27 protein-coding genes are annotated in these 22,957 nt (G+C 35.0%); 2 read left to right on the forward strand and 25 right to left on the reverse strand.

The genetic code is table 11. The features are described 5' to 3' along the window. Window positions 1-252: 252 nt before the first annotated feature. Window positions 253-648 (forward strand): methylglyoxal synthase, encoded by a 396-nt coding sequence (locus tag QVA17_RS09430; RefSeq protein ID WP_027430767.1) that lies wholly within the window; start codon window positions 253-255, stop codon window positions 646-648. 49 nt (window positions 649-697) lie between these two features. Here the strand turns inward: QVA17_RS09430 and QVA17_RS09435 are convergent, their stop codons facing one another. The 3 genes from QVA17_RS09435 to QVA17_RS09445 form a co-directional block, all read right to left on the reverse strand. Next, window positions 698-1,753 carry a tyrosine-type recombinase/integrase gene (locus QVA17_RS09435; protein WP_287388357.1) on the reverse strand — a complete coding sequence of 352 codons (1,056 nt, stop codon included), beginning with the start codon at window positions 1,751-1,753 and terminating at the stop codon, window positions 698-700. Window positions 1,754-2,071: 318 nt separating this feature from the next. Then, window positions 2,072-3,220, reverse strand: coding sequence for a DEAD/DEAH box helicase (locus QVA17_RS09440; protein WP_103952010.1), 1,149 nt, complete (start codon window positions 3,218-3,220; stop codon window positions 2,072-2,074). 155 nt (window positions 3,221-3,375) lie between these two features. After that, a complete protein-coding gene (locus QVA17_RS09445) occupies window positions 3,376-3,801 on the reverse strand; it encodes a LysM peptidoglycan-binding domain-containing protein (RefSeq protein WP_287388360.1) in 426 nt (141 codons plus the stop codon). 213 nt (window positions 3,802-4,014) lie between these two features. Between QVA17_RS09445 and lexA the strand changes: the two genes are divergently transcribed. Then, the gene (lexA, locus tag QVA17_RS09450; RefSeq protein WP_027430764.1) at window positions 4,015-4,635 is read left to right on the forward strand and encodes a transcriptional repressor LexA; all 621 of its coding nucleotides are present in this window, start codon (window positions 4,015-4,017) and stop codon (window positions 4,633-4,635) included. Window positions 4,636-4,744: 109 nt separating this feature from the next. Here lexA and rsfS read toward each other — a convergent pair whose 3' ends face one another. The 22 genes from rsfS to QVA17_RS09565 form a co-directional block, all read right to left on the reverse strand. Then, a complete protein-coding gene (gene rsfS, locus QVA17_RS09455) occupies window positions 4,745-5,101 on the reverse strand; it encodes a ribosome silencing factor (protein ID WP_027430763.1) in 357 nt (118 codons plus the stop codon). 45 nt (window positions 5,102-5,146) lie between these two features. Next, window positions 5,147-5,737 carry a bis(5'-nucleosyl)-tetraphosphatase (symmetrical) YqeK gene (yqeK, locus tag QVA17_RS09460; protein WP_287388365.1) on the reverse strand — a complete coding sequence of 197 codons (591 nt, stop codon included), beginning with the start codon at window positions 5,735-5,737 and terminating at the stop codon, window positions 5,147-5,149. A 17-nt stretch (window positions 5,738-5,754) separates the two neighbouring features. After that, complete coding sequence (gene nadD, locus QVA17_RS09465) at window positions 5,755-6,360, reverse strand: nicotinate-nucleotide adenylyltransferase (protein WP_027430761.1); 606 nt, start codon at window positions 6,358-6,360, stop codon at window positions 5,755-5,757. Further along, on the reverse strand, window positions 6,360-6,668 hold the full coding sequence (gene yhbY / locus QVA17_RS09470; protein ID WP_027430760.1) for a ribosome assembly RNA-binding protein YhbY: 309 nt from the start codon (window positions 6,666-6,668) through the stop codon (window positions 6,360-6,362). The genes nadD and yhbY overlap by 1 nt, the downstream gene beginning before the upstream one ends. 73 nt (window positions 6,669-6,741) lie before the next feature. Further along, a complete protein-coding gene (obgE, locus tag QVA17_RS09475) occupies window positions 6,742-8,040 on the reverse strand; it encodes a GTPase ObgE (RefSeq protein ID WP_287388370.1) in 1,299 nt (432 codons plus the stop codon). A 162-nt stretch (window positions 8,041-8,202) separates the two neighbouring features. Beyond that, window positions 8,203-8,487 (reverse strand): 50S ribosomal protein L27, encoded by a 285-nt coding sequence (rpmA, locus tag QVA17_RS09480; protein ID WP_027430758.1) that lies wholly within the window; start codon window positions 8,485-8,487, stop codon window positions 8,203-8,205. Between the two features lie 5 nt (window positions 8,488-8,492). Further along, complete coding sequence (locus tag QVA17_RS09485) at window positions 8,493-8,819, reverse strand: ribosomal-processing cysteine protease Prp (protein WP_103952014.1); 327 nt, start codon at window positions 8,817-8,819, stop codon at window positions 8,493-8,495. 20 nt (window positions 8,820-8,839) lie between these two features. Next, the gene (rplU, locus tag QVA17_RS09490; RefSeq protein ID WP_027430756.1) at window positions 8,840-9,148 is read right to left on the reverse strand and encodes a 50S ribosomal protein L21; all 309 of its coding nucleotides are present in this window, start codon (window positions 9,146-9,148) and stop codon (window positions 8,840-8,842) included. A 130-nt stretch (window positions 9,149-9,278) separates the two neighbouring features. Then, on the reverse strand, window positions 9,279-10,673 hold the full coding sequence (locus QVA17_RS09495) for a family 4 glycosyl hydrolase (RefSeq protein ID WP_287388374.1): 1,395 nt from the start codon (window positions 10,671-10,673) through the stop codon (window positions 9,279-9,281). 119 nt (window positions 10,674-10,792) lie between these two features. Continuing rightward, a complete protein-coding gene (locus tag QVA17_RS09500) occupies window positions 10,793-11,299 on the reverse strand; it encodes a phosphatase PAP2 family protein (protein WP_287388376.1) in 507 nt (168 codons plus the stop codon). Further along, complete coding sequence (locus tag QVA17_RS09505) at window positions 11,280-12,536, reverse strand: ribonuclease E/G (RefSeq protein ID WP_287388379.1); 1,257 nt, start codon at window positions 12,534-12,536, stop codon at window positions 11,280-11,282. Before QVA17_RS09505 ends, QVA17_RS09500 begins: the two co-directional genes overlap by 20 nt. A gap of 79 nt (window positions 12,537-12,615) precedes the next feature. Further along, window positions 12,616-13,707: a 1-(5-phosphoribosyl)-5-[(5-phosphoribosylamino)methylideneamino]imidazole-4-carboxamide isomerase gene (gene hisA / locus QVA17_RS09515; RefSeq protein WP_330635187.1), complete on the reverse strand. Its 1,092-nt coding sequence runs from the start codon at window positions 13,705-13,707 to the stop codon at window positions 12,616-12,618. Between the two features lie 88 nt (window positions 13,708-13,795). Further along, window positions 13,796-14,398 carry an imidazoleglycerol-phosphate dehydratase HisB gene (gene hisB, locus QVA17_RS09520; RefSeq protein WP_027430752.1) on the reverse strand — a complete coding sequence of 201 codons (603 nt, stop codon included), beginning with the start codon at window positions 14,396-14,398 and terminating at the stop codon, window positions 13,796-13,798. A 59-nt stretch (window positions 14,399-14,457) separates the two neighbouring features. Beyond that, complete coding sequence (gene hisD / locus QVA17_RS09525) at window positions 14,458-15,747, reverse strand: histidinol dehydrogenase (protein WP_287388381.1); 1,290 nt, start codon at window positions 15,745-15,747, stop codon at window positions 14,458-14,460. 41 nt (window positions 15,748-15,788) lie between these two features. Continuing rightward, window positions 15,789-16,439: an ATP phosphoribosyltransferase gene (hisG, locus tag QVA17_RS09530; protein WP_027430750.1), complete on the reverse strand. Its 651-nt coding sequence runs from the start codon at window positions 16,437-16,439 to the stop codon at window positions 15,789-15,791. A gap of 23 nt (window positions 16,440-16,462) precedes the next feature. After that, complete coding sequence (gene hisZ / locus QVA17_RS09535) at window positions 16,463-17,674, reverse strand: ATP phosphoribosyltransferase regulatory subunit (protein WP_287388383.1); 1,212 nt, start codon at window positions 17,672-17,674, stop codon at window positions 16,463-16,465. A gap of 205 nt (window positions 17,675-17,879) precedes the next feature. Next, entirely contained in the window at window positions 17,880-18,362 is a 483-nt protein-coding gene (locus QVA17_RS09540) for a hypothetical protein (protein ID WP_287388386.1), read from the reverse strand. Window positions 18,363-18,485: 123 nt separating this feature from the next. Further along, window positions 18,486-19,019: a Holliday junction resolvase RecU gene (locus tag QVA17_RS09545; protein WP_287388388.1), complete on the reverse strand. Its 534-nt coding sequence runs from the start codon at window positions 19,017-19,019 to the stop codon at window positions 18,486-18,488. Next, window positions 18,977-19,990 (reverse strand): RluA family pseudouridine synthase, encoded by a 1,014-nt coding sequence (locus QVA17_RS09550; RefSeq protein ID WP_287388391.1) that lies wholly within the window; start codon window positions 19,988-19,990, stop codon window positions 18,977-18,979. Before QVA17_RS09550 ends, QVA17_RS09545 begins: the two co-directional genes overlap by 43 nt. Window positions 19,991-20,029: 39 nt before the next feature. Then, complete coding sequence (locus QVA17_RS09555; RefSeq protein ID WP_287388394.1) at window positions 20,030-20,584, reverse strand: hypothetical protein; 555 nt, start codon at window positions 20,582-20,584, stop codon at window positions 20,030-20,032. A gap of 18 nt (window positions 20,585-20,602) precedes the next feature. Beyond that, window positions 20,603-21,394 carry a pseudouridine synthase gene (locus tag QVA17_RS09560; protein ID WP_287388396.1) on the reverse strand — a complete coding sequence of 264 codons (792 nt, stop codon included), beginning with the start codon at window positions 21,392-21,394 and terminating at the stop codon, window positions 20,603-20,605. 8 nt (window positions 21,395-21,402) lie between these two features. Beyond that, window positions 21,403-22,782 (reverse strand): RsmF rRNA methyltransferase first C-terminal domain-containing protein, encoded by a 1,380-nt coding sequence (locus QVA17_RS09565; RefSeq protein ID WP_027430745.1) that lies wholly within the window; start codon window positions 22,780-22,782, stop codon window positions 21,403-21,405. Between the last annotated feature and the right edge of the window lie 175 nt (window positions 22,783-22,957).

The following is a 22,957-nucleotide window of genomic DNA, read 5'->3' on the forward strand; positions in this document are numbered from 1 at the left end:
CCCGCTTCAAAAGCGTAAGCTTTAAGCGGGGGTATAAAGCTTACTGGTGTCAGAAGGGGTTAAAGCCCCTTCTGACAGGTGGCACAAAGTGCCACTGCGTTCATGAGGAAGTAGCGAAGCGGATTCCGAATGTCCGCTTTACCATCAATAATTTTTTAATTACAAATTAATGTATAATTTTAAATTTAGGGATGAAATATCTTTAAAAAATTGGTATAATGTATATAAAATAAAAAGTCATGAGGTAGTAGTATGAATATTGGATTAATAGCACACAATTCCAAGAAAAAGTTAATGCAGAATTTTTGTATTGCATATAAGGGAATCTTAAATAAGAATCAGTTATTTGCGACAGGTACAACGGGAAGATTAATAGAAGAAGCTACTAACCTTTCGGTTCATAAATTTTTAGCTGGACACTTAGGTGGTGATCAGCAGCTATGTTCTCAGATAGAACATAATCAGTTGGACTTAGTTATTTTCTTAAGAGAAGTAGAAGGTCCTTTAATGCATGAACCAGATCCTAATAATATATGCGAATTGTGCGATATGTATAACATTCCTTTAGCAACTAATCTTGCAACAGCAGAGTTGCTTATTAAGTCACTTGAACGAGGTGATATGGAATGGAGACAGATTTATCAATAAGAGAATATTAAAATTAAAGCTTGCTAGGAGACTAGCAAGCTTTTTTTACTTATTTTTCTTTACGTAATCGTACCATATTTCTTGCAGCACGTTTATTTTCGTCAATAAGGTCTGCATAATGCTTACGTGTAGTATTTACGTCCTTATGGCCTAAAACGTCCGCTACGAGGTAAATATCGCCGCTTTCCTGGTATAGGTTTGTACCGTATGTACTTCTAAGTTTATGAGGAGTAATATGCTTTACTGTTGTAACAGTACGAGAGTACTTCTTTACAAGAAGCTCCACAGAACGGACGCAGAGGCGACTGTTCTTACTTGAGATAAACAGTGCATTTTCATGGCCCTCCTTAGGAGTTAATTGCTTTCTTTCCTCCATATAATCAAGGAGAGCTTCTCTAGCCTCATCACCAAAGTAAACAAAGCTTTCAGCGCCACCCTTTCGGTAAATGTGGATTCTGTCATTGTCAAAATCTACATCGTCTATATCTAAGCCAACACACTCAGATACACGGATTCCTGTGCCAAGCATGAGAGTAAGAAGAGCTAAATCTCTTGTCTTTAGCTTTTCATGTTTAGCAAGCTGGTTCTTAGTTAATTTATTACCTGATTCCACGTTATCAAGGAACTCTGCAACCTCATTTGGCTCCATTCGAACAATTGGTTTGTCGTGAATTACAGGCATATCTACCTTAAGGCTTGGATTAGTCTTAATAAACTCATATCGGAAGTAGTAGTTGTAGAAGCGGCGTAGGGCGCAGAGCTTTCTCTTAGCTGAGGAAGCTGAGTTTGAAACATCCTTGCCGTGTCTATTGTAGGATTTAATATATCTAAGATAATTAGAAATGTCCTGACCAGTTATCTTATCAAGATCTTCAACCCTAAAATCCTTTATATCATAATTTGCAAATTTCTTTGTATCGTCAATTAAATATTTAAAGAAGCCTTTAATATCAAGAGCATATGCAATCTTAGTTCTTGCCTGCTTATTAAATTCTAAGCTATCAAAATATTCAACACAAAAGTCTGGCATCTCATCTAAAAGACCCTTTAATTGCTTTGCATATTTATTATTCATTTGCTCAACGTAATTCTTATTAGTAGCCATAAAAACCTCCTTTAAATCTAATTAGAATCTGTATAAAATTAGCTGTTAAATTAATACTTCAGGCTTAAATACATAAAAGAGCACTAGTTATCTTCATAGTTATCTATTCGCTAAAGTCCAGTTTAACGAAGTTAACCCCTTAAAATAATTATATCAAAGCTCAGTTCTTATTGCAAGTAAAATAAAGGAAAAAGCTGATAAAATCTAGATTCCAGGATAATTCATATCCTGATCTTCATTTACCAGCTAATCTTTCTTTTATATTTATTTCGTAATTTAAATCTGTAAGGACTTCATCAGTAATTAGTTTATTTATAATTACTTTGCTACAATCTTACCTTGATATAATTTCTTTGCTATAAAGTTTATGTTAAAAGCCTTCTGATACTTTTTAATTTTAGAGACTTCATTCTCTGTAATTATAGATATGCATGTGCCCTTATTGCCATTACGGCCACATCTTCCAGCTCTATGAATATATTCTTCATTCTCTTCTGGTAGATTAACATTAATAACCGTATCTATATTATCAATCTGTAAACCACGTGCTGCAATATCTGTTGCAATTAAAATGTTGTATTTACCAGTTTTAAAGCCTTCGATTGTGTTCTTCTTTTGAAGTGAATCCTGATTACTTGATAAACAAGCTACATTGTAATTATGATATTGAAGCTTCTGGTAGCTTTCATCTAGATCATACTTTGTATTAATGAAAATAATGCATTTCTCTGGTTTTGCAGCCTTAATGATTTTTCTCAAATTCTCAATTCTTTCTCTACGATCTGAGAAAAAGTAAAAATGTTTAATAGTTTTAGGTACCTGAGATTCATTGGCTGTATTGGCATTAATGTCTAGATAAATTGGGTTAAAGCAAAGCTCCTTAGCTTCATTCTTAGTTTTCTTATTAATGCTTGCAGAAAGTAATAAAACCTGTGTTCTCTTCATTAAAGACTTACGAATATTCTTAATTGTAGTCTCAAAAGTCTTATTAAGAAGTCTATCTGATTCATCAAGTACAAAAGTCTTTACCTCATGAACCTTAATCTTTTTAGAAGAAATAAGTTCTAGCGCTCTAGCTGGTGTAGCAACTAAAATAGCAGGTTTCATCTTCTTTAAATGCTCGATCTGACGCTTAATATTAGCCTCTCCCACTACAAACTGTGCATTAAGCTTCTCATCATACTCTAAAAGCTCATTAGCAACCTTTGCAATCTGAGAAGCAAGTTCTCCAGTAGGTGCTAAAATTAAGGCTTGTATATTGTTAGATTTAGCGTCTAATCTAGCAATTATAGGTAAAAGATATGCTAAAGTTTTACCTGTAGCTGTATTAGAGCAAATAATCATATCCTTGTTGTTGTAAATGTGTTTAAATGACTGTGCCTGGACAGCTGTCATATCAGTAATCTTATTGCTATTTAAATAGCTAACAATATGTTCATTGATTTCTTTAATTTCGTTGAATTTCATACTATAACCTTCTTATAATTTTATCTAGTTTATTATATCAATCCCCTAGGGAAAAGTCCATATAACAAAGGCTAGCAAAGGCTTAAGAATACTAGAATTTAAGCAGATTAAGGATACATAATCGATTAATAAACTCTATCTAATTCCCCTAGTAATCAATTCCCGTAGTAATATACAATTAAATTCTCACCAGAATAAATTGTCTCTGAGTTTAGGTTGTTGAGTTTCATAATATTGTTAATGTAGTTTTTCTTGCTTTCATTGCCATTATTATACTGGTCTTCAAGATTCCATAAAGTATCATTGTTCTTAATTTCAATGCTTGTATAGTACTTAGTTGTCATCTTAGCTTCATTAGTTTCTGAAGCCTTAGCATTGATATTAAAAAATGTTACGATAGTAACAACAGTTATCATAAGAACAGCAAAGGATATTAAAGAAAGCTTAATACCAAAGATAGTTCTTAATCTTCTAGCTCTTCTCTTTCTTCTTTCTATAGTTCTTTTCGATAATGCTGCCTCTCTATTATTGATATAATTATTAGGTCTAATTTCCTTTAAGTTTCTTCTTGTCATATTCATAAATTTAACCCCCATTTAGATCGATTAAAACGCTTGTTTGGAACAACTGTTCTGCTGTTCTATAATTGGATTATATTATTCGAACAGTCGTTTGTCAATAAAATTCGAACAAAAATTTCGAACATTTTTTCCGAATTTCTGTTTGTAATTTTTATGAACGTGTGATACAATTATTTAAAAGATTAATGAAAACTATTAGATAGGAGGCTTATTATGGCATACGGGAGAATAACTGCTAAGCAGACAGAGATACTTGAGTATATCAAGAGCCAGATACTTAATAAGGGATATCCACCTTCAGTACGTGACATATGTGCTGCGGTTAATTTAAAGTCAACATCATCAGTACATGCTCATTTAGAGACATTAGAGAAGAACGGTTATATTAGACGAGATCCATCTAAATCAAGAACTATTGAGATTATTGATGACAATTTTAATTTAGTTAGACGTGAGGTTGTTAACGTTCCAATTCTTGGACAGGTAGCTGCAGGTCAGCCATTACTTGCTGTTGAGAATGTATCTAACTACTTCCCTATTCCATCTGAATATTTGCCTAACGAAGAGACATTTATGCTCACAGTTAAGGGTGAAAGTATGGTTAATATGGGAATCTATGAAGGGGATCAGATTATTGTTAAGAAGCAAAGCACAGCTGCTAATGGAGAAGTTGTTGTTGCTTTAGTAGATGATTCTGCTACAGTTAAGAGATTTTATAAGGAGAACGGTCATATAAGACTTCAGCCAGAGAATGATTTTATGGATCCAATTATTGTTGATGATTGCGAAATTCTTGGTAAAGTAATTGGCCTTATTAGAATGAATATCGTTTAATGATCATTGATTATTAATTGTTTATTCTTTAGATTGTTTTGTAACTTAAAAGAGACTATTTAGTAATACTAAATAGTCTCTTTTTTATTCATATTAAATTTATCAAGAATTATAAACTAGCAGGATCTAATTCCTTACCGTCCTTCCAAATTCTCTCAAGATTATAGAAAGCTCTATCCTCTTCTGAGAATACGTGAACGATAATATCATCAAAATCCATTAAAACCCATGTTGAGTTACCATGACCTTCAACTCTTGGGTCCTTGTAGTTAGCTAAATGCATCTGTTCTTCTACATTATCAACTAAAGCCTGAACCTGGTTGATGTTTGTGGCACTACCAATTACAAAGTAATCAGCAATTACAGAAACATTACTTATATCAATGATTTTTACATCGCTAGCCTTCTTATCAGCTAAGGCATTAGCAGCGATTTTAGCCATTTCTTTAGAACTATTTGAACTCATAATTACCTCTCTTTTATTCTCTAATTTAACTCATATAAGTTACTATTAATCTTCCACTCTATTACTAGCATAGAAAGCATAAGCTTTGCTTGTCATTACATCAATTGTCTTATTCTTGCTTTCAAGATATTCTAGTGTGTCCTTTAAGCAAAAATATACTGCTTCATTAATATCTTCAAAGGCAAGGCCTCTAATAATATCCACATCCCAAGCCTTATTTCTATAAGGTTCGATGTAGTCAGCAATAAATACAATTTTTTCTAGTAAAGACATATTAGGCTTTCCTGTAGTATGAAATTCAATGGCAGAGCATATCTCTGGATCATCTATTCCGTATTTAGTTCTAGCATAAAGTGCACCAAGTTTAGAGTGCAATAAATAAGGGCTTTCAAGCTCAGTCTGACTAACACTTAGATTAGCCTCCCTGCACTCTTTTATCTTTAAATCGTCATCTACACATTTTGCGCAATCATGTAATAAGCCTGTGATATAAGCCTTCTCCATGTCAGAGTTATAGCGCATAGCAAGGCAAGCTGCAGTATCTGCAACTCCTATAGAATGTTTAAAACGCATAGGATCCTTTTCAAGTGCTATTTCTACTTTGTTTCTGATTTCTTCGATATAAGCATTATTCATTTATACTCCAATCTAGTCTAAATATACAAGTTGTTATCTTTAATGTAATTTTCAACTTCGCGACCAACCATATCAGTAATTGATTTGTTTTCCTTAACTCTATTTCTGATTTCTGTTGAACTAAAAGGAATAGAATCACATTTTATAAAGTCAATTTTAGCATCGTATTTAGAAACTAATAATTTCTTTTGACGATTAAGCTCTTCCACCTCATATTCATCTCTGTTGGCACATAATAGATGGCAATGTGCGCAAATGTACTGAGGCTTATACCAATCAGTTATGGCAAAAAGGGAATCTGCCCCGATAATAAAATAAATCTTATCGTAATCTGAGGCAATTTCTCGTAATGTATCAGCGGTATAAGTATTACCCTTTCTATCGATTTCGATAGTAGATAATTCCATATAATCATAATCCTTAATTGCAAGCTCTACCATATTGCAACGGTGCTTTGCATCCACAATTTCAGATTGATTCTTATAAACTGGTGTGCCGCTAGGCATAACTAAAATCTTATCAAGATTAAACTGCTCATGTGCAGCCTTAATTAATTCAAGATGTCCAAGATGAATTGGATTAAAAGTTCCACCCATTATACCAATAACATTATCAGTTGCCATTATTTTGCCTCTTTTCTTGCCTTTGGAAGCTCAATTTTTTTGTGATCCTTAGATTCCTTGTAAAGAACAATCTTCTTTCCAATAACCTGAACAACTTCAGATCTAGTTCTTTCAGCAACAATAGCTGCAATGGCCTTAGGGTCATCTGCACAGTTTTGAAGAACATGAATCTTAATTAATTCACGCTTTTCAAGGGCTTCAGCAATAGCTGCTGTATTCTCAGGTGTAAGGCTATTCTTACCAAACTGGAAAATAGGATCGATATTCATAGCAAGACCTTTAAGGTAAGCTCTTTGTTTACTTGTCATAATCATTTTAACTAAGATAATCTTAGCTAATCCTCCTAATTTAAATATAGTCTATTAAAAATGTATTATTTACTTAAGCTCTATAATAATCAAATTGTAGGTAATCGCCGACTCTTACAGTCTCGCCTTCTTCAATACCTAATTCCTCTAACTTATCAATAGCGCCGCTTGTCTTCATAAACTTCTGGAAGAAGTCGAAGCCCTTTTCAGATTCAAGGTTAGTATAACCAAGCATCTTATCAATACGTGGGCCTTCAATGATGTACATATTCTCTTCTTCATTAAAGTATACTTCAAATGCTTCATTAGGATTATCAAACATTTCTTCTTCAGAGATTTCTCTTTCAAAGACAACTGGTTCATCCTTGAAGTTATCAAGTAATTCTCTAACAGCCCAGAGAAGGTCCTTAACACCCTTACCAGTTACTGCAGACATAGGATATACCTTAATACCTGCAGGTTCGAATTCATCCTTTAAAGACTTGATTGGGTCATTTTCACCATCATCAAAGATAACATCAATCTTATTAGCAGCAATAACCTGTGGACGCTTTAAAAGATCTGGATTGTAGTTCTCTAATTCCTTATTGATTGCCTTAATATCAGCAATAGGATCACGTCCTTCAGTAGATGCAGCATCTACGATGTGAATAATAACCTTAGTTCTTTCAATGTGACGTAAGAACTCATGACCTAAACCAACACCCTCTGAAGCTCCTTCAATAAGTCCAGGAATATCAGCGATTACAAAACCACGACCACCCTCTACATCAACAACACCAAGGTTTGGATTAAGAGTTGTGAAATGGTAATTAGCAATCTTTGGTCTAGCATTAGTTACTCTTGAAAGGAATGTAGACTTACCTACATTAGGGAAACCTACTAAACCTACATCGGCAATACACTTAAGCTCAAGTCTTACCCATAATTCCTGGGCATCCTGACCTGGCTGAGCGTACTGAGGAGCCTGCATTGTAGCAGTTGCGTAATTCATATTACCCTTACCGCCACGACCACCTCTAAGAATAGTCTCACATTGATTATCGCCTGACATATCAGCAATTACTTTGCCTGATGCGTCATCATATATTACAGTACCTTCTGGAACCTTGATTACTAAATTCTCTCCGTCCTTTCCAGTACATCTTTTCTTTCCACCTTCTTGACCACTTTCAGCCACGTATTTAGCATTGTGTCTGAAATCACCAAGAGTATTTAAACCCTTGTCAACTTGAAAAATAATGTCTCCACCATGGCCGCCGTTACCACCATCTGGTCCGCCGGCAGGAACGTATAACTCACGTCTAAAAGAAACGTGACCATCGCCACCCTTACCTGATTTGATGAAGATTCTAACTCTGTCAGCAAACATATATAACCTCCACGTGCATTCAATAAATAAGAATGCTTACTGGCTTAAAACCTGATATAAAAATACCACGTTACAAACAATATATCAAATGTATAAAAATCAAATAAAAAGCTCCAAATCCGAAGACTTGGAGCCACTTTACTTACGCTTCTAATAATAATATTATTCAGCAACTGGGTAAACAGAAACCTGCTTCTTATCTCTACCCTTTCTTTCGAACTTAACACGTCCATCAACAAGTGCGAATAATGTATCATCGTTACCACGACCTACGTTAACACCTGGATGAATCTTAGTTCCGCGCTGTCTGTAAAGAATATTACCAGCTAAAACAAACTGTCCATCAGCTCTCTTAGCACCTAATCTCTTAGATTCTGAATCTCTACCGTTCTTTGTAGAACCAACACCCTTTTTATGAGCGAAGTACTGAAGGTTCAAATTCATCATAGTCATTACACCTCCTTGATATTAATCAATAAGTATTGGGCATTGTCACTAGCTATTGAATTCATACCTAACTCAAATGCCTGTAATAAAATTCTTGTCTCATTACTGATAGAGGACATCTTTAATTCAATTAAAGCACCGTCTTCATCAGTATTTAAATCGAATTTATCAGTAGTAAATGCCTCAATGGAATTTACTGTATTAATTGTAAGCGTTGAAATTGCTGCACAAACTATATCTTCACCAGCTTCGGCAAAACCAGCATGTCCAGAAACCTTAAAACCTACAATCTCCTGAGATTTACCATCTCTGTATAAGTCTACTAAAGTCATGGATAAACACCCTCAACTAATTAAGCATTGATCTTTTCAATCTTAACCTTAGTAAATGGCTGTCTGTGACCATTCTTCTTGTGATATCCAGTCTTTCTCTTGTACTTGTAAACTACGACCTTAGCTTCTTTACCTTCTTCAATAACTGAAGCAGTAACTGTAGCGCCTGCTACTGTTGGCTCGCCAACCTTAGCCTCACCGTTGTTAACGAAAAGAACCTGGTCAAATGTTACAGTATCACCAGCGTTAACTGAAAGCTTCTCAACGTTGATTACGTCACCTTCAGAAACTGTATACTGCTTACCACCTGTTGCGATAATTGCGTACATATGGCACCTCCTAATAAATTACTCGCCAGTTTTGGAGGGATATTCATAAAGAAAAATCCACTTGTATCCTAACTGAGCGGCATACTATAATAATATATATCAAATATAGTGGTATGTCAACATATTTTCTTTACAATAACTTTAAATCTTCTAAATTATAGTATTCTTCCAAATATTTAGAGGTATTAAGGCACATTTCCTTAAATAAATCCTTACCAGAAGCCAAATCAAGATTAGAACAAAGTCCCTGATTCATAAAGGAAGCAAAGATTGTTTTAAAGTCACGATTTTTAATGCCCTCATATAAAGTCTCTACATTTTCAGAAGCACGCTTCACAAGGCTAATTACTGAGTTGTTTAAAGGCTTTGCCATAATTGGTCTAACGCTATCATGAGTAAATATAGCATTAGTCTCTACTACTGCTCCAAGCTTTAACTGTGGCATCTGCCCCTCATTAATTAGGTTTACATTACTAATTTTTTTGCCGTAGCCAAGAATTGCACTCATAATATCTACGGCCTCTTCGCTAGACTTCTTAACCTCAATTGGATGCTCGCCCTTAGCAATCTTAATGGATTCCTCAATTTTTTCATTGGCCTGATTAATTCTAAAGTCAATGCTTGTTAGGGCAAATTTCCAGCTATCCACGCATTCTTTATTCTTTAGATACCAGTTATTGTTTACAAATTCAACTAGATGGCGGTCTCCTGCTGCCCCTAGAGTCTTATATCTTCTATAGAGATCCATTTTCACCTTATTAGCATAGGCAAAAGGGTCAGTCTTATACTGGTTTGCATCCCCATGCTCGTAGTGGCCCTCCTCAAAGTGCTTATTAATAAAATCATCAAGATAGTCCATAATCTCCATGTCCTTGTACTTTGCAGAGCTAATCCAAGTAAAGTGATTAATGCCAGAAACTTCAGTGTAGATTTCGTCTCTATTTGGGCGAATTCCCTTAGCTTCCTTTAAAACGTCACATAGGAAGTCCTGTGTATGGAAAACCTCATGACAGCAACCAAAAGCCTTGATTTCAGGGAAAACATCATAAAGAGTCTTTGTGCAAATTGTCATTGGATTAGTAAAATTAATAACCCAAGCCGTTGGACAAATCTCTTTAATAGCCTTTGCAAAACCCTCATAAATAGGCACTGTTCGCATAGCACGAAGTACGCCACCAGGACCCGCAGTATCCCCTACAGACTGATAGATTCCATATTTTTCAGGCAAATGTACATCTGATCGCATCTCATTAAAAGTACCAGGAAGTATAGAAATCACTACAAAATCAGCACCCTTTAGGCAGTCCTTAAGATTTTCATAAATCTTATAATCCCATTTGTTAATACAATCCTTAGATTCATTAATTCTTGCACCAATTTCCTTGTTTCTCTTTGCAGCCTCTAAATCAATATCGTAGAGGCCGATTTCTCCAGTAAAATCCTTTACTAGAGCTAAGTCGTACATAAACACTCTTGCCCAAAGCTTTGAGCCACCGCCAATATAGGCAATTTTTACATTTTTCATAAAATCCCCCTTATTCAAGTAATACTAAGTAAGTAATTAAAGTTTAGCTTCTATCTAAATTTAAAAAGCTAAAACTTTTCGCAGCGCTAATATAAGCAACTAGCTAATTAGCCCGCTATTTATAAAATCCAAAGTCCTATATAAGAACTTAGAATTCCAATAATAATTGCTACGACTACATCCTTTACAAAATGTACTCCTGCCAAAACTCTTGTAATGGCCATAATAACTGTAAGTATAATTAAGGCAATACCAAGAAATGGGTTAATATACATAGCGCAGCCTGCAATAAGTGTGGCACTAAGCACATGTCTACTTGGCATTGATTGTCTCTTCTTTTTCTTCTCAATAATTGGCTTAATGTCATAGATTTCGTAAGGTCTTCTAGCATCAAGGGCAAGTCTTAAAATTGAAATCACCACAAAAGTTGTAGCTGGCACAATAATAAGCTTTGCAATCACAAGATAAGAAGCCTTTGTATAAATAGAATTAAACAAAAGGAAAAAGTAAGCGATTACAAAAGGTATAATCAAAAATCGATATAGGAATATAAGCGCTTTCTTTGCCCCTTCATGCTTGTCAAAATAATCAGTAATTTTCTTGTAGTTAGTCTCGTAATTCTTCATTTCTTTCTAGTCCCATTCTTTCTTTTAATGTTTGACCCTGCTTAGTTCTTGTAATTTCCACAAGCCCAAGCTTAGTCATATCGACGATTCTTACCCCCACTTCATCGTCTTTAGCTTCCTTTTTAAGGTATTTTAATAAGTCCTCATTTAGGGACTCATCCTTCATATTAATAAAATCAACAATAATAATGCCGGAGATATTTCTTAACCTTAACTGAGTAAGAGTAGCCTTTGCAGCCTCAATATTAACATTATAATTTGATAAATCTTTGTCCTTACCCTTTTTTGGAACAAATTTACCAGAGTTAACATCCACCACCGTCAAGGCTTCCGTCTCCTCAATTACAAGGTATGCACCAGATTTTAACCAAACCTGACGCCTTAAGGCCTCATCAATATTGTGTTTTATAGAATATAAGCTATATAGTGGCAGCAGCTTATCCTCATAAAAGCGAAGTCTTGTATCAGATAGATTGCAGTTATTCTTAATAAGGCTGAAAGCCTCTTTATTATCCGTCACAAGTTCAAAATCTTCTTCCGCCACTAAGTGGTTAACCTCAGTAATGTAGCTAGGTAGCGACTCATAAACTTTTGTATAAAAAAGACCATGTATTGCCATCTTTAGGATTTCCTTATAAGTATTATGCAAATGTTTCGCCTCATCTATTAACTCCGTGAGACTTGCATTAACCGCATTAGATCTAATAATAAAGCCGTAACTAAGCTTAGACCTTGTGTCCTTAAAGTCAGCCCCCAGTTCCCTAACTAGCTCTTCATTCATAAGCTTTAGTTCATAGGCTAGACTAGCTGCCCAGTTAGAAACATTTTCATCATTCTTAATCTTTTTTGAAACTAAAACCCCATCTACGTCCCTTGATAAAACCAGATATTTATAAGGAATCTCAAGCTTAGAACTAAGCGTGTGAGGCTTTGTCTTATGAGGTGGATTCTTTACCTGAACTAGAATCTTGTCCCCGATGTTTGGCAAGTCGTTATTCTTATTATTTAAAAAGATGTGATCTTTGTTTTCTGAAAATGCATAATAGCCCTTCTGCTTATTGCTAAATTCAATAAAGCAAGCGTTAATGGACTTTACAACATTTTCCACACGACCAATAAAAATATCGGAGATGTTATGCTCATTGTCGCACACCGTTAGACTCTTAATCTCATCATCTACGTATTTCGCACTGATTAATTTATTATTGTAACTAGTAATAATTAATTTAGTAGACATAAAAATACCACCTAGATTTAAATAAATTTACTCTAGATGGTATTATAACTCATATTTTATTGCAATTAAAGGGAAGTCTCTAAATATTTCTTATAAAGAAGTTTCTGTAAAAACAAGACTTATTTCCAGTGTGGCAAGCTGCTCCAACCTGTCTTACCTTAGCAAGAATTGTGTCGCAATCGCAGTCAATATCAAGAGAACTTACATACTGAAGGTGACCTGATGTTAGACCCTTAGTCCAGAGTTCATCACGGCTTCTTGAATAGTAAGTCATAAGGCCAGTCTCTAAAGTCTTATTAAAGGCCTCCTCGTTCATATAGGCAAGCATTAAGACCTCATTATTGATGTAATCCTGCACTACTACTGGAATTAAGCCCTTATCATCAAGCTTACAATCTGACCAGTTTAAGTTACTAATTACTTCCTTTTTGCTTTCCTTTGAAAATGCATCAAAAGACTCATACTTTGCCACAGCCTCGGCAAGGTCAATTCTTTTTTCATAGATAGCTTTTCCAATGATTGCTCCATGGATGCCGGCATTAGATACATTTTCTAAATCCTCCATACAAGACATACCGCCGGAAGCGATAATGTTAATACCAGTCTTGTCAGATAAAAGCTTAGTCTGCTCTACATTAGGGCCTACAAGCATGCCATCCTTTGAGATGTCAGTGTAGACGATATTCTCAACACCCATCTCCTTCATTGAAAGGCATAGGCTAAGGGCTGTCTGATCAGATAACTTCTCCCAGCCTTCAATAGCAACAAGACCGTCCTTTGCATCTACTCCAACTACGATTCTATCAGGGCCAAATTCCTTGATGGCCTCTCTAATAAATTCAGGATTTTCTACAGCCTTAGTACCAATGATAACTCTGTAAACTCCTAAATCAAGCACTTCCTTGATGTTTTCAAGGCTTCTAACGCCACCACCAAGCTCTACAGGAATACTAACGCTATCAACGATTTCCTTAATAGCCTTGGCATTGACTCTATAGCCCTTTAAGGCACCGTCTAGGTCAACAACATGTATAAACTTTGCACCAGCCTTCTCAAATTCCTTAGCAATTGTGTAAGGCTTATCAGAATAAACTGTGACCTCATTAAAAAGGCCCTTCTTTAGGCGGACACATTTGCCATCCTTAATATCTATTGCTGGGTATAATCTCATTTTAAAATCCTCGCTATATTTTTATTATTTAGTAATACTAAGTAGTTTGTAACACTAAAATGCTAACTTCACAAATAAGCACTTATAATTACAAGCTTCCCTTAGTAGATAATACATTAGTTATACGGCTATCCTTTGAAACCGCCTCATCAAGGGCTTTTGCAAAGGCCTTAAACATAGCCTCAATAATGTGGTGGTCGTTCTCGCCCCACATCTTCTTTAGGTGGAGGTTCATACTAGCTGAGTAAGAAATTGCATAGAAGAACTCCTTAACCATCTGTGTATCAAAATAACCAACTGAATCGCTTTTAAACTCTGATTCAAAGACTAAATATGGGCGATTTGATAAATCGATGGCGCAAAGAATTAAAGTCTCATCCATTGGAAGGAAGAAATTACCGTATCTTTTAATACCTACCTTGTCTCCAAGGGCCTTCTTTATAGCTTCTCCTAAGACAATTCCCACATCCTCAATGGTGTGGTGGCAATCAACGATTAAGTCTCCCTGAACTCTTACTTTTAAGTCAAAGAGGCCGTGCTTTGCAAAGCTTTTAAGCATGTGATCAAAAAATCCAATGCCAGTATCCACGTCTGCATTTCCTTTGCCATCTAAATTAAGATAGAGGCTGATGTCTGTTTCGCTAGTCTTTCTATTAATTGTTGCAGTTCTAGCAGATTGATTATTTGCCATATTTCCCTCCTATATTTAAAATCACGTATTTTAAAATCTTATCGAATCTTATTTAAATCCTACTCAAATCTTACCTTTATAGAATTTGCATGAGCTGTTAAGTGCTCTGCTGTTGCGAATTTCTCAATGTCTAGGTGTACATTTTCAAGGGCTTCCTTAGAGTAAGAAATAATGCTTGATTTCTTAATAAAGTCATCCACTGATAAAGCTGAGAAGAACTTAGCTGTTCCATTAGTTGGAAGTACGTGGTTTGGACCTGCAAAATAGTCTCCAAGAGGTTCTGATGAGTACTCTCCAAGGAAGATTGCACCTGCGTTTCTAATCTTAGTCATAGTATCAAATGGATTCTTTGTTACGATTTCTAAGTGCTCTGAGGCGATTTCATTAGCTACATCAATAGCTTCATCTAAAGTATTTGCAAGTAAGATATATCCGTAGTTATCAAGGGATTTCTGAATGATTTCCTTACGGCTAAGCTTAGCTACAAAGCCATCTACTTCTTTTGAAACTTTTTGGGCTACTTCTTTTGAAGTTGTAATTAAGATAGCTGATGCCATCTCGTCGTGTTCTGCCTGTGATAAGAGGTCTGCTGCCACGAAACGAGGATTAGCGCTTTCATCAGCAATAACTAAGATCTCTGATGGGCCTGCAACGGAGTCGATACTTACATAGCCAAAGACTGCCTTTTTTGCAAGAGCTACGAAAATGTTACCAGGTCCCACAATCTTATCAACCTTTGGAATTGACTGTGTTCCGTAAGCCATAGCTGCAATAGCCTGAGCTCCACCAACCTTAAAAATCTTATCAACCCCTGCTTCATTAGCGGCAACTAAAGTTGTAGGATAAACCTTACCTTCGCTATCGCAAGGAGTACACATAATGATTTCATCAACTCCAGCAACCTTAGCTGGCATTACATTCATTAAAACTGAAGATGGATAAGCTGCCTTACCACCTGGTACATAAACACCAACACGCTCTAATGCAGTAACCTTCTGACCTAGAATTGTGCCATCTGGCTTTGAATCAAACCAGCTGTACTGCTTCTGCTTTTCGTGATAGTCCTTAATATTAACTAAGGCCTTTCTAATAACTGCTACTAATTCCTCATCTACTTCCTTATAGGCAGCAGCGATTTCTTCCTTAGTAACTAATACATTGTCTGCATTAATATTTGCCTTATCGAATTGCTTAGTATAACTAAATACTGCTTCATCCTTTTTAACCTTTACATTAAGTAAAATCTCAGCTACGGCATCCTCAAACTTACCGTAGTTACTTGGACTTCTCTTTAAAAGGTTATTTAATATATCATTTTTTGTATTCTCATTTAATTCTACGATTCTCATAACTTCCTCCTATTACTATAATCCTAAGACTATAATATGCTTTAATTCTGGCTTTCTGCAAGATAATTCTTAATATCATTTATGAATTTATTAATACGCTCGTTCTCCATCTTCATGCTAACCTGATTTACTACGATTCTAGCTGATAAAGGAGCAATTTCTTCTAATACTTCAAGACCATTTTCACGAAGAGTTGCACCAGTTTCTACAATATCTACAATAACTTCTGATAAACCAACAATAGGTGCAAGCTCAACAGAACCATTAAGCTTAATAATCTCTACTGTCTGGTGCTTCTTATTGTAGAAGTAATCCTTTGCAATATTAGGATACTTTGAGGCTACTCTAATAAGTTCGTGATGCTGTAGCTTTTCACGAGCGGATGCAGGACCGCAGACACACATTTTACATTTTCCAATGTTTAAATCATAAACCTCATAAAGGTTTCTTTGCTCTTCAAGGATTGTATCCTTACCTACAATACCGATGTCTGCTGCACCGTATTCTACATAAGTTGGCACATCTGATGGCTTTGCAAGGAAGAACTTAAAGGCAATATCTTCGTTAGTAAAGATAAGCTTTCTAGTTTTCTCGTCCTTCATTTCCTCACAGGTAACGCCAACATTTTCAAAAATCTCTAAGGCTTTCTTAGCTAATCTACCCTTAGCAAGGGCTACTGTTATATATCTCATAAATAATTCCTTCCTGATTTAATCTATTTACAAAGGTTTTCGCATCCATTTTCATCAATCATAATAACGTCTAGCAAATATGAATTCTTTGCGTAAGACTTATAAGTTTCAAGATCTTTACCGCAATCCTTAATAAGGCATACTCTTTGACCGTCTGCTCTTAGAGCATTGGCCTTTTCAAGGGCTTTTTTAAGGGCTGCTTCCTTGTAGCAAATAAGTGTACCAGAGTAATTTCCAGTAAACTCAAGGCCCTGTCTGTCAATAGCAGCCATGAGTCTATCAATTACAAGGGAGAAACCAATTGATGCCTTATCTGAACCAAACTGGCCCATTAACTTGTCGTATCTACCACCTGTTGCTACTGCTTGGCCTGTGCCAAAAGTATAGGCTGAGAAAATAATGCCAGTGTAGTAAGAATGGATTGAAAGTGAGCCTAAATCAAAGCTAATGTAGTTATCATAGCCTGAAATCTTTAATAATTCGTAGAGATTTTCTAATCTCTTAATTGCCTCAAGACAGTCCTTATTAGTTGTAAGGCTCTTTGCTCTATCAAGAATTTCCACAGAACCAAAAAGCTGTGGAAGTTCAAGTAAAATCTTCTTTATATCCTCTTTAATGTTTAGGGAATTAAGCAATTCCTCCTCACCAAAGTAGTTCTTCTCTCTAATTAAAGTTGTAAGCTCTTCTGCTACTTCCCCAGAAATTCCTGCTTCGTTAAGTAATCCGTTGTAAAATGCAACATTTCCCACTTCTACCTGGAACTCCTTAAGGCCTGAGGCTTTCATACATTCAACAAGCATGCTTAAAACTTCTAAATCCGCCTCAATTGAAGAATCATCAATAAGTTCAGCGCCAATAACTGTGTTCTCCTTTAATCTACCCTGATAGTACTTGTTATCGTTAATAAAAGTATTACCCTGATAGCAAAGTTTAATTGGAAGGCTGTGCTCCTCAAAGTACTTAGCTGCAAGTCTAGAAATAGATGGAGTAAAATCCGGTCTAAGAACTAAAGTGTTACCATATTTATCAAAGAGCTTAAACATCTCATTAGATGGAATTGAGCCCCTTTCCTTATTAAAAACATCAAAGAACTCCATACTTGGTGTTTCAATATCGTTATATCCATAAGAGAGGCAAACCTGATGAAGACTAGTTTCAAGTATCTTCTTTTGATTGCATTCGCCATTATAAATATCTCTAAAACCTTCCGGTGTATGTAATAAATCTTTCTTCATAGTATCCTCAACTTTCTTTATTATTATTAATATCTTATTTAAATTCCAACGATTTAATACAGTAAAGTTTTACTGTGCTAATTTGCTACTAAGATAAAATGATTATATATAATAATCCTTTTCTTGTCAATTAAAATGCTAGCAATCTAAGTAAAAAAGCCACCTCCTAAGTCACATGGTAGTGCTTTGGAAGTGGCTTTGTAGTTTATTTTATTGAGCTTTCAAGAATATCTTGTATATCTGTAAGACAATCCTTGCCTGATATATCACCAGAAAAAGAATCGACCAAATTTCCTTTCACATCAAAATATGTGATATACCATGAATTGCCGTATTCTTCAGTAACTTCACAATCTTCAAATTCATTCATTTCTGTAAGAAGTGTGTAGAGTGTCTTTAAATCCTCATCAGTTAAATCATACATATCATCTGCTAAGAGACCTGAGACATTGTAATTAGCAGTATATTCTACTACTCCATCATAATAAACTGTCCAAGAAGAGTATTCCCAGTAATCATCATCTGGATCATAGTTACCAATATTACTATTAGTAGCTGTCATCATGACGATATGATCATTAGTTGGCAGTTTGCTAGTATCTTTCTTGCAGCCAGTAAGGTTTAGGATTGTAGTTGAAACAAGAACTAAAACCATTAGCTTTAAGAAAATGTTTTTAAAACCCTTCATTAATAAAACTCCTTTATAAATAATTGCTACATTCTCTTGTAGTTATTTGCGTAGCAAATCACTACTCGTGTGCGAGCCGCGGCAAAGCCGCATCTAATGCGAGCACTTCATTTAAGATTGTAACTAATTTCTAGAGGTTAAGTCAATATTAATAGCCTCTAAAAAATGCACAATTACGCCATTTGCCTGTCCAATCTTATAAGTTTTATCAACTTCGTCATAGGTGAAGCTTTTTCTGCCTCCCTTTTCCATTCTTTCCCAGAAGTAAAGGATATCTCTAAAGGGAAGATAATAGAATTCATTTTTATGACTAAAATAAAGAATTATAAAGGAAATGCCGTCCTGCTTTTCAAAATCTCGCATAAAGTCAATTTGATGTTTATGGATGTTAGCTAGGGGAAAAGTATCTGTTTGACATTCTTTAGCATCAAAACAAATAGGAATACCTTGAACTACACCGATATAATCTACTGTACTTTTTTGATCAAAATAGGCAAGAGTTATCTGTCTTGTATTTTGATCCATTTTCACAGGCTTAATTGGTGTAGGTATTTTTTGAATCAAAGCAAGGCCTTTTTCCTTATATTTATCAATGGATATATTAATGAATTCTTCTAGTGCTTCTCCTCTAAGTCCTCTTGAATTCCAGGTTCCCATAATCCTTCTCCTTTAAGTATAGATAAAAAGAGTTTTGGTATTTCGCTCTTTATATTTACTTTTCTATCTCCCAAGTCGCAATTAAGCTCAAAGGCTGTAAGTAACTGGCTTTTTAGCTTATATTTTGACTTAAAATATTCGTTAGTCTTACTATCACCGTACTTATAATCACCAATAAGGGGATGATTAATTGAAGCTAGGTGGGCTCTAATCTGATGAGTCTTACCAGTAATAAGCTCCACCTTAAGTAAGGTAAACTTACCGTTATTAGCAATTGGCGTATACTTTGTGGAAATGTATTCCTCAAGCTCATTACTATCCTTAACGCTAACTTTATTAAGCTTATTATCCTTAGTTAAGGAACCAGAAATCGTCTCCTTTTTAGTTAAGACTCCCTTAACCACAGTGATATAGTATTTATCAAAAGTTCTATCTTTAAAGCCCTTTGATAATTCCTGTAAACCCTTAATAGTTTTACCGCAGGCTACAATTCCTGAAGTGTTTCTATCAAGTCTATTACAAACACTAGGCTTAAAGGTATCTAAATCCTCTATTTTAAGATTACCATTCTTAATTAAATAAGCAATAAGAAGCTCATTTAAAGAAACATCATCATTCTTAGCTTTTTGAGTAAGAAGGCCTACTGGTTTGTCTATGAAAATGTAATCTTCATCCTCATATATCACCTTTAAGTCCTTATAAATCTTATTATAGTAGCTAGAAATTTTGTTATCTATAACGCTTCTTTCACCCTTTGTAAATTTTTCTAGAGTTTCCTCTGAAAAAAAGATTTTAATGACATCGTCTTTTTTTAGGAGATCTTTGCCATCACTTTTTTTACCATTAAGAGTAATATTCTTTTTTCTAAGCATTTTATAAATAAAGCTAAGAGGCGCATTGGATAAATACTTGCATAAGTATTTATCTAGCCTTTGGTTAGCGTTCTTATTACTTATAATTATTTCTTTCATATTTCTTCCTTGTAAATTTATTAATAAAAATGTTACGCATTACACGCACATATTTAAAATTTGCTTCTCTAAATACTTAGTTCTAGCGATTTCCTTTTCATCTCTATTCTTAAGATTTAAGATCTTAAGTTCTTTTATGAATTTTTCTTCACTAGATATAAAGTTTACATTTGCATCAATCTTAACATTAGACAAGAAGTCCTTTATGTTAGTTCTTAGGAAATTCTCATCAATTTTCTCTCTTGTATAAAGATAAAGAGTGTTATTATCAAGGGCTAGAGCCTCGATGGATACAGGGTTTTGCTTATTAGATAGTATTAAATCAAAATCCGTATGTGGGTAATTTGTAGCTCTTATTTTTTCATAAAAATCCTTATCTATAGCCTTAGCTCTAAAGCATATTATTAGGTTTACTAAGAATTTTGCAAAGGGTAAAACTAAGATAACAGCTACTAAAGTACAGTAGTTATTTCTTGTTTTAAACACTAATAAACCAATAACATATAGTAAAATTATTACAAAAACAAAGCCAATACAAATCCCTAAATTTAGCTTCTTCTTATGATCAATATATCCTTTTTGTCCCTTTTCCATTATTACATCCCCTTAATTCTAAACCAATGCCTTTAAATCCTCTAATTCTTTTTCTGTTAATTCCCTATATTCGCCTTCTGCTAAGCTAGGGTCTAACTCTAAATTTCCCATGGAAACTCTTTGTAAATAAAGGACTTCAGACCCCACTGCTCTAAACATTTTCTTAATCTGATGGTACTTGCCCTCTTTAATTGTTATCCTACAAGCGGTAAGCTTTCCCTCGTAGTGGCGCTCTTCTCTACTATCTTCGTCCACATAATCAAGGGCTTCGCTTGTTGTTTCTAGGATTTCAAGCCTAGCTGGAAGGGTTTTAAAGCTACCCTCTTCTTTTGAAGAGTCCTTTAAAACTATTCCTTTTAAAAATGTATCTACGACCTCAGCTTTTATCTCGCCTCTCGCCTTTAAAAAATAAGTTTTTTCTACATGCTTTTTTGGAGATAACATCTTATGGGCTAGCTCTCCATCATTTGAGATAATTACAAGACCGTGAGTGTCCTTATCTAGTCTTCCAATAGGGAAAAGATCTGCTCTTGTTTTATTTACAATTAAGTCCACTACTGTCTTTGCATTTTTATCTCTACTTGCTGAAATTACTCCTGCCGGCTTATTAAGCATGAAATACTCAAATCTTTTTAGAATTATTTCTTGCCCATCAAAGAAAATCTTATCCTTCTCGTTATCAATTTTTAATTCAGCTTTTAGCTTATTGTTGCCATTAACAGAAATTCGGCCCTTCTTAATAAGCTCTTTTACCTGACTTCTTGTTCCAACAGAAGCCTCCACCAAGTGTTTATCTAGTCTTACTAACATATAATCTCCTACATCCATCTCCAACCTGCAAGGTATTTATTCTTAACCTGGCCGTTGTTAAACTTACCCCAACCAAGAGGGTAACCAGAAACGCCAATTAATACCCAGCCGTTTTTAACATCTGTAAAGTCGTCGCAGTCAAGAGTTTCACCCTTTAAGTACTTAACGACTCTTTCATCATTTACATCTAAATCAATTACATTTGGATAATCCTTTAATTTAAGGGCCATAGCAAGAGCCTGGCTAGGTTCAAATCTATTCTTCTTAATTTCACCAAGAAGTAAGCCATTTCTAATAATACGAAGGCCCTTCTCCTCCTGCATATACTTTGAAACGAGATAACAGTATGTACCACGGATATTGATATATTTGCTATCGTAGTCAAAGTTAAAGGAATCAAGGAAATCAGTAACTTCCTTTGGCACCTTATTATTAAAGCCTGGATTTACAAAATGTATATTATTATCAGGGTCAAGTTCGCCCTTCTTCTTAAGTAAAGCCACGAAATGACCTTCCCCTTCCATCTTGTGAGGGAAAATTCTTACAGTCTTAGAAATGTTCATTTCCTTGTCAGAATCACTTTCCTCAAAGCCGTGTGAAAAGCCTTCGTATGGCTTAATATCTACAAGTTCAAAGTCATCTCTATTAGTTAAGAGATACTTAATTGTCTCTTCATCTTCAAGCTTACTAAAAGTACATGTTGAATAAAGCATCATTCCGCCTGGCTTTAGCATTTCTGCACCTGACATAATAACGCTTCTTTGAATTTCAGCATAAACTTCAGGACCTGTCTTTTCCCAAGCTTTAATTAGCTTGTTGTCCTTTCTAAACATACCCTCACCAGAACATGGAGCATCAATTAAAATCTTATCGAAGAATTCAGAGAATCTATCCTTGATTTGCTTAGGATCTTCATTTAAGACGCAGATTTTATTGTCTCCGTTAACTTCTACATTTTTTAAAAGAGCCTTAGTTCTTGAATTACTAATGTCGTTAGTAATAAGTAAGCCAGTATTATCAAGCTTTGCAGCAAGTTCAGTGGACTTACCACCAGGGGCTGCACACATATCAAAAACCACGTCGCCCTTGTTTATAGGTAAGACGTTAGCTGGAGTCATAGCACTTGGCTCCTGTATATAGTAAAGACCTGCAAAGTAATATGGATGCTTTGCTGGTTTGTCATCTTCTTCATAATAAAAGCCATTTTCAATCCAAGGAATTGGCTTTAGTTTAAATGGGGAAATCTTTAAGAAATCCTCTGTGGAAATTTTTAAATTATTAACTCTTAAACCATAAAGTCTTGTGTCATCAAAACTGTTAAGATAGCTTTCAAAATCATCGCCTAGCATTTCCTTCATGGAAGCTAGATATTTCTCTGGTAAATTCATAAGCTACTCCTTTAAATTACTTCTTAAAGCAGAGAATTCTAAATTCTACACTGCTGTAAAGCGGACATTCGGAATCCGCTTCGCTACTTCCTCATGAACGCAGTGGCACTTTGTGCCACCTGTCAGAAGGGGCTTTAACCCCTTCTGACACTAGTAAGCTTTATACCCCCGCTTA

The organism is Lachnospira sp. (assembly GCF_016290755.1).
In the GTDB taxonomy this organism is placed as follows: domain Bacteria; phylum Bacillota; class Clostridia; order Lachnospirales; family Lachnospiraceae; genus Lachnospira; species Lachnospira multipara.

Coding starts and splice junctions, on each gene's coding strand:
- QVA17_RS09430 (WP_027430767.1), top strand. CDS start 253: ATGAATATTGGATTAATAGCACACAATTCCAAGAAAAAGTTAATGCAG.
- QVA17_RS09435 (WP_287388357.1), bottom strand. CDS start 1,753: ATGGCTACTAATAAGAATTACGTTGAGCAAATGAATAATAAATATGCA.
- QVA17_RS09440 (WP_103952010.1), bottom strand. CDS start 3,220: ATGAAATTCAACGAAATTAAAGAAATCAATGAACATATTGTTAGCTAT.
- QVA17_RS09445 (WP_287388360.1), bottom strand. CDS start 3,801: ATGAATATGACAAGAAGAAACTTAAAGGAAATTAGACCTAATAATTAT.
- lexA (WP_027430764.1), top strand. CDS start 4,015: ATGGCATACGGGAGAATAACTGCTAAGCAGACAGAGATACTTGAGTAT.
- rsfS (WP_027430763.1), bottom strand. CDS start 5,101: ATGAGTTCAAATAGTTCTAAAGAAATGGCTAAAATCGCTGCTAATGCC.
- yqeK (WP_287388365.1), bottom strand. CDS start 5,737: ATGAATAATGCTTATATCGAAGAAATCAGAAACAAAGTAGAAATAGCA.
- nadD (WP_027430761.1), bottom strand. CDS start 6,360: ATGGCAACTGATAATGTTATTGGTATAATGGGTGGAACTTTTAATCCA.
- yhbY (WP_027430760.1), bottom strand. CDS start 6,668: ATGACAAGTAAACAAAGAGCTTACCTTAAAGGTCTTGCTATGAATATC.
- obgE (WP_287388370.1), bottom strand. CDS start 8,040: ATGTTTGCTGACAGAGTTAGAATCTTCATCAAATCAGGTAAGGGTGGC.
- rpmA (WP_027430758.1), bottom strand. CDS start 8,487: ATGATGAATTTGAACCTTCAGTACTTCGCTCATAAAAAGGGTGTTGGT.
- QVA17_RS09485 (WP_103952014.1), bottom strand. CDS start 8,819: ATGACTTTAGTAGACTTATACAGAGATGGTAAATCTCAGGAGATTGTA.
- rplU (WP_027430756.1), bottom strand. CDS start 9,148: ATGTACGCAATTATCGCAACAGGTGGTAAGCAGTATACAGTTTCTGAA.
- QVA17_RS09495 (WP_287388374.1), bottom strand. CDS start 10,673: ATGAAAAATGTAAAAATTGCCTATATTGGCGGTGGCTCAAAGCTTTGG.
- QVA17_RS09500 (WP_287388376.1), bottom strand. CDS start 11,299: ATGAAGAATTACGAGACTAACTACAAGAAAATTACTGATTATTTTGAC.
- QVA17_RS09505 (WP_287388379.1), bottom strand. CDS start 12,536: ATGTCTACTAAATTAATTATTACTAGTTACAATAATAAATTAATCAGT.
- hisA (WP_330635187.1), bottom strand. CDS start 13,707: ATGAGATTATACCCAGCAATAGATATTAAGGATGGCAAATGTGTCCGC.
- hisB (WP_027430752.1), bottom strand. CDS start 14,398: ATGGCAAATAATCAATCTGCTAGAACTGCAACAATTAATAGAAAGACT.
- hisD (WP_287388381.1), bottom strand. CDS start 15,747: ATGAGAATCGTAGAATTAAATGAGAATACAAAAAATGATATATTAAAT.
- hisG (WP_027430750.1), bottom strand. CDS start 16,439: ATGAGATATATAACAGTAGCCCTTGCTAAGGGTAGATTAGCTAAGAAA.
- hisZ (WP_287388383.1), bottom strand. CDS start 17,674: ATGAAGAAAGATTTATTACATACACCGGAAGGTTTTAGAGATATTTAT.
- QVA17_RS09540 (WP_287388386.1), bottom strand. CDS start 18,362: ATGAAGGGTTTTAAAAACATTTTCTTAAAGCTAATGGTTTTAGTTCTT.
- QVA17_RS09545 (WP_287388388.1), bottom strand. CDS start 19,019: ATGGGAACCTGGAATTCAAGAGGACTTAGAGGAGAAGCACTAGAAGAA.
- QVA17_RS09550 (WP_287388391.1), bottom strand. CDS start 19,990: ATGAAAGAAATAATTATAAGTAATAAGAACGCTAACCAAAGGCTAGAT.
- QVA17_RS09555 (WP_287388394.1), bottom strand. CDS start 20,584: ATGGAAAAGGGACAAAAAGGATATATTGATCATAAGAAGAAGCTAAAT.
- QVA17_RS09560 (WP_287388396.1), bottom strand. CDS start 21,394: ATGTTAGTAAGACTAGATAAACACTTGGTGGAGGCTTCTGTTGGAACA.
- QVA17_RS09565 (WP_027430745.1), bottom strand. CDS start 22,782: ATGAATTTACCAGAGAAATATCTAGCTTCCATGAAGGAAATGCTAGGC.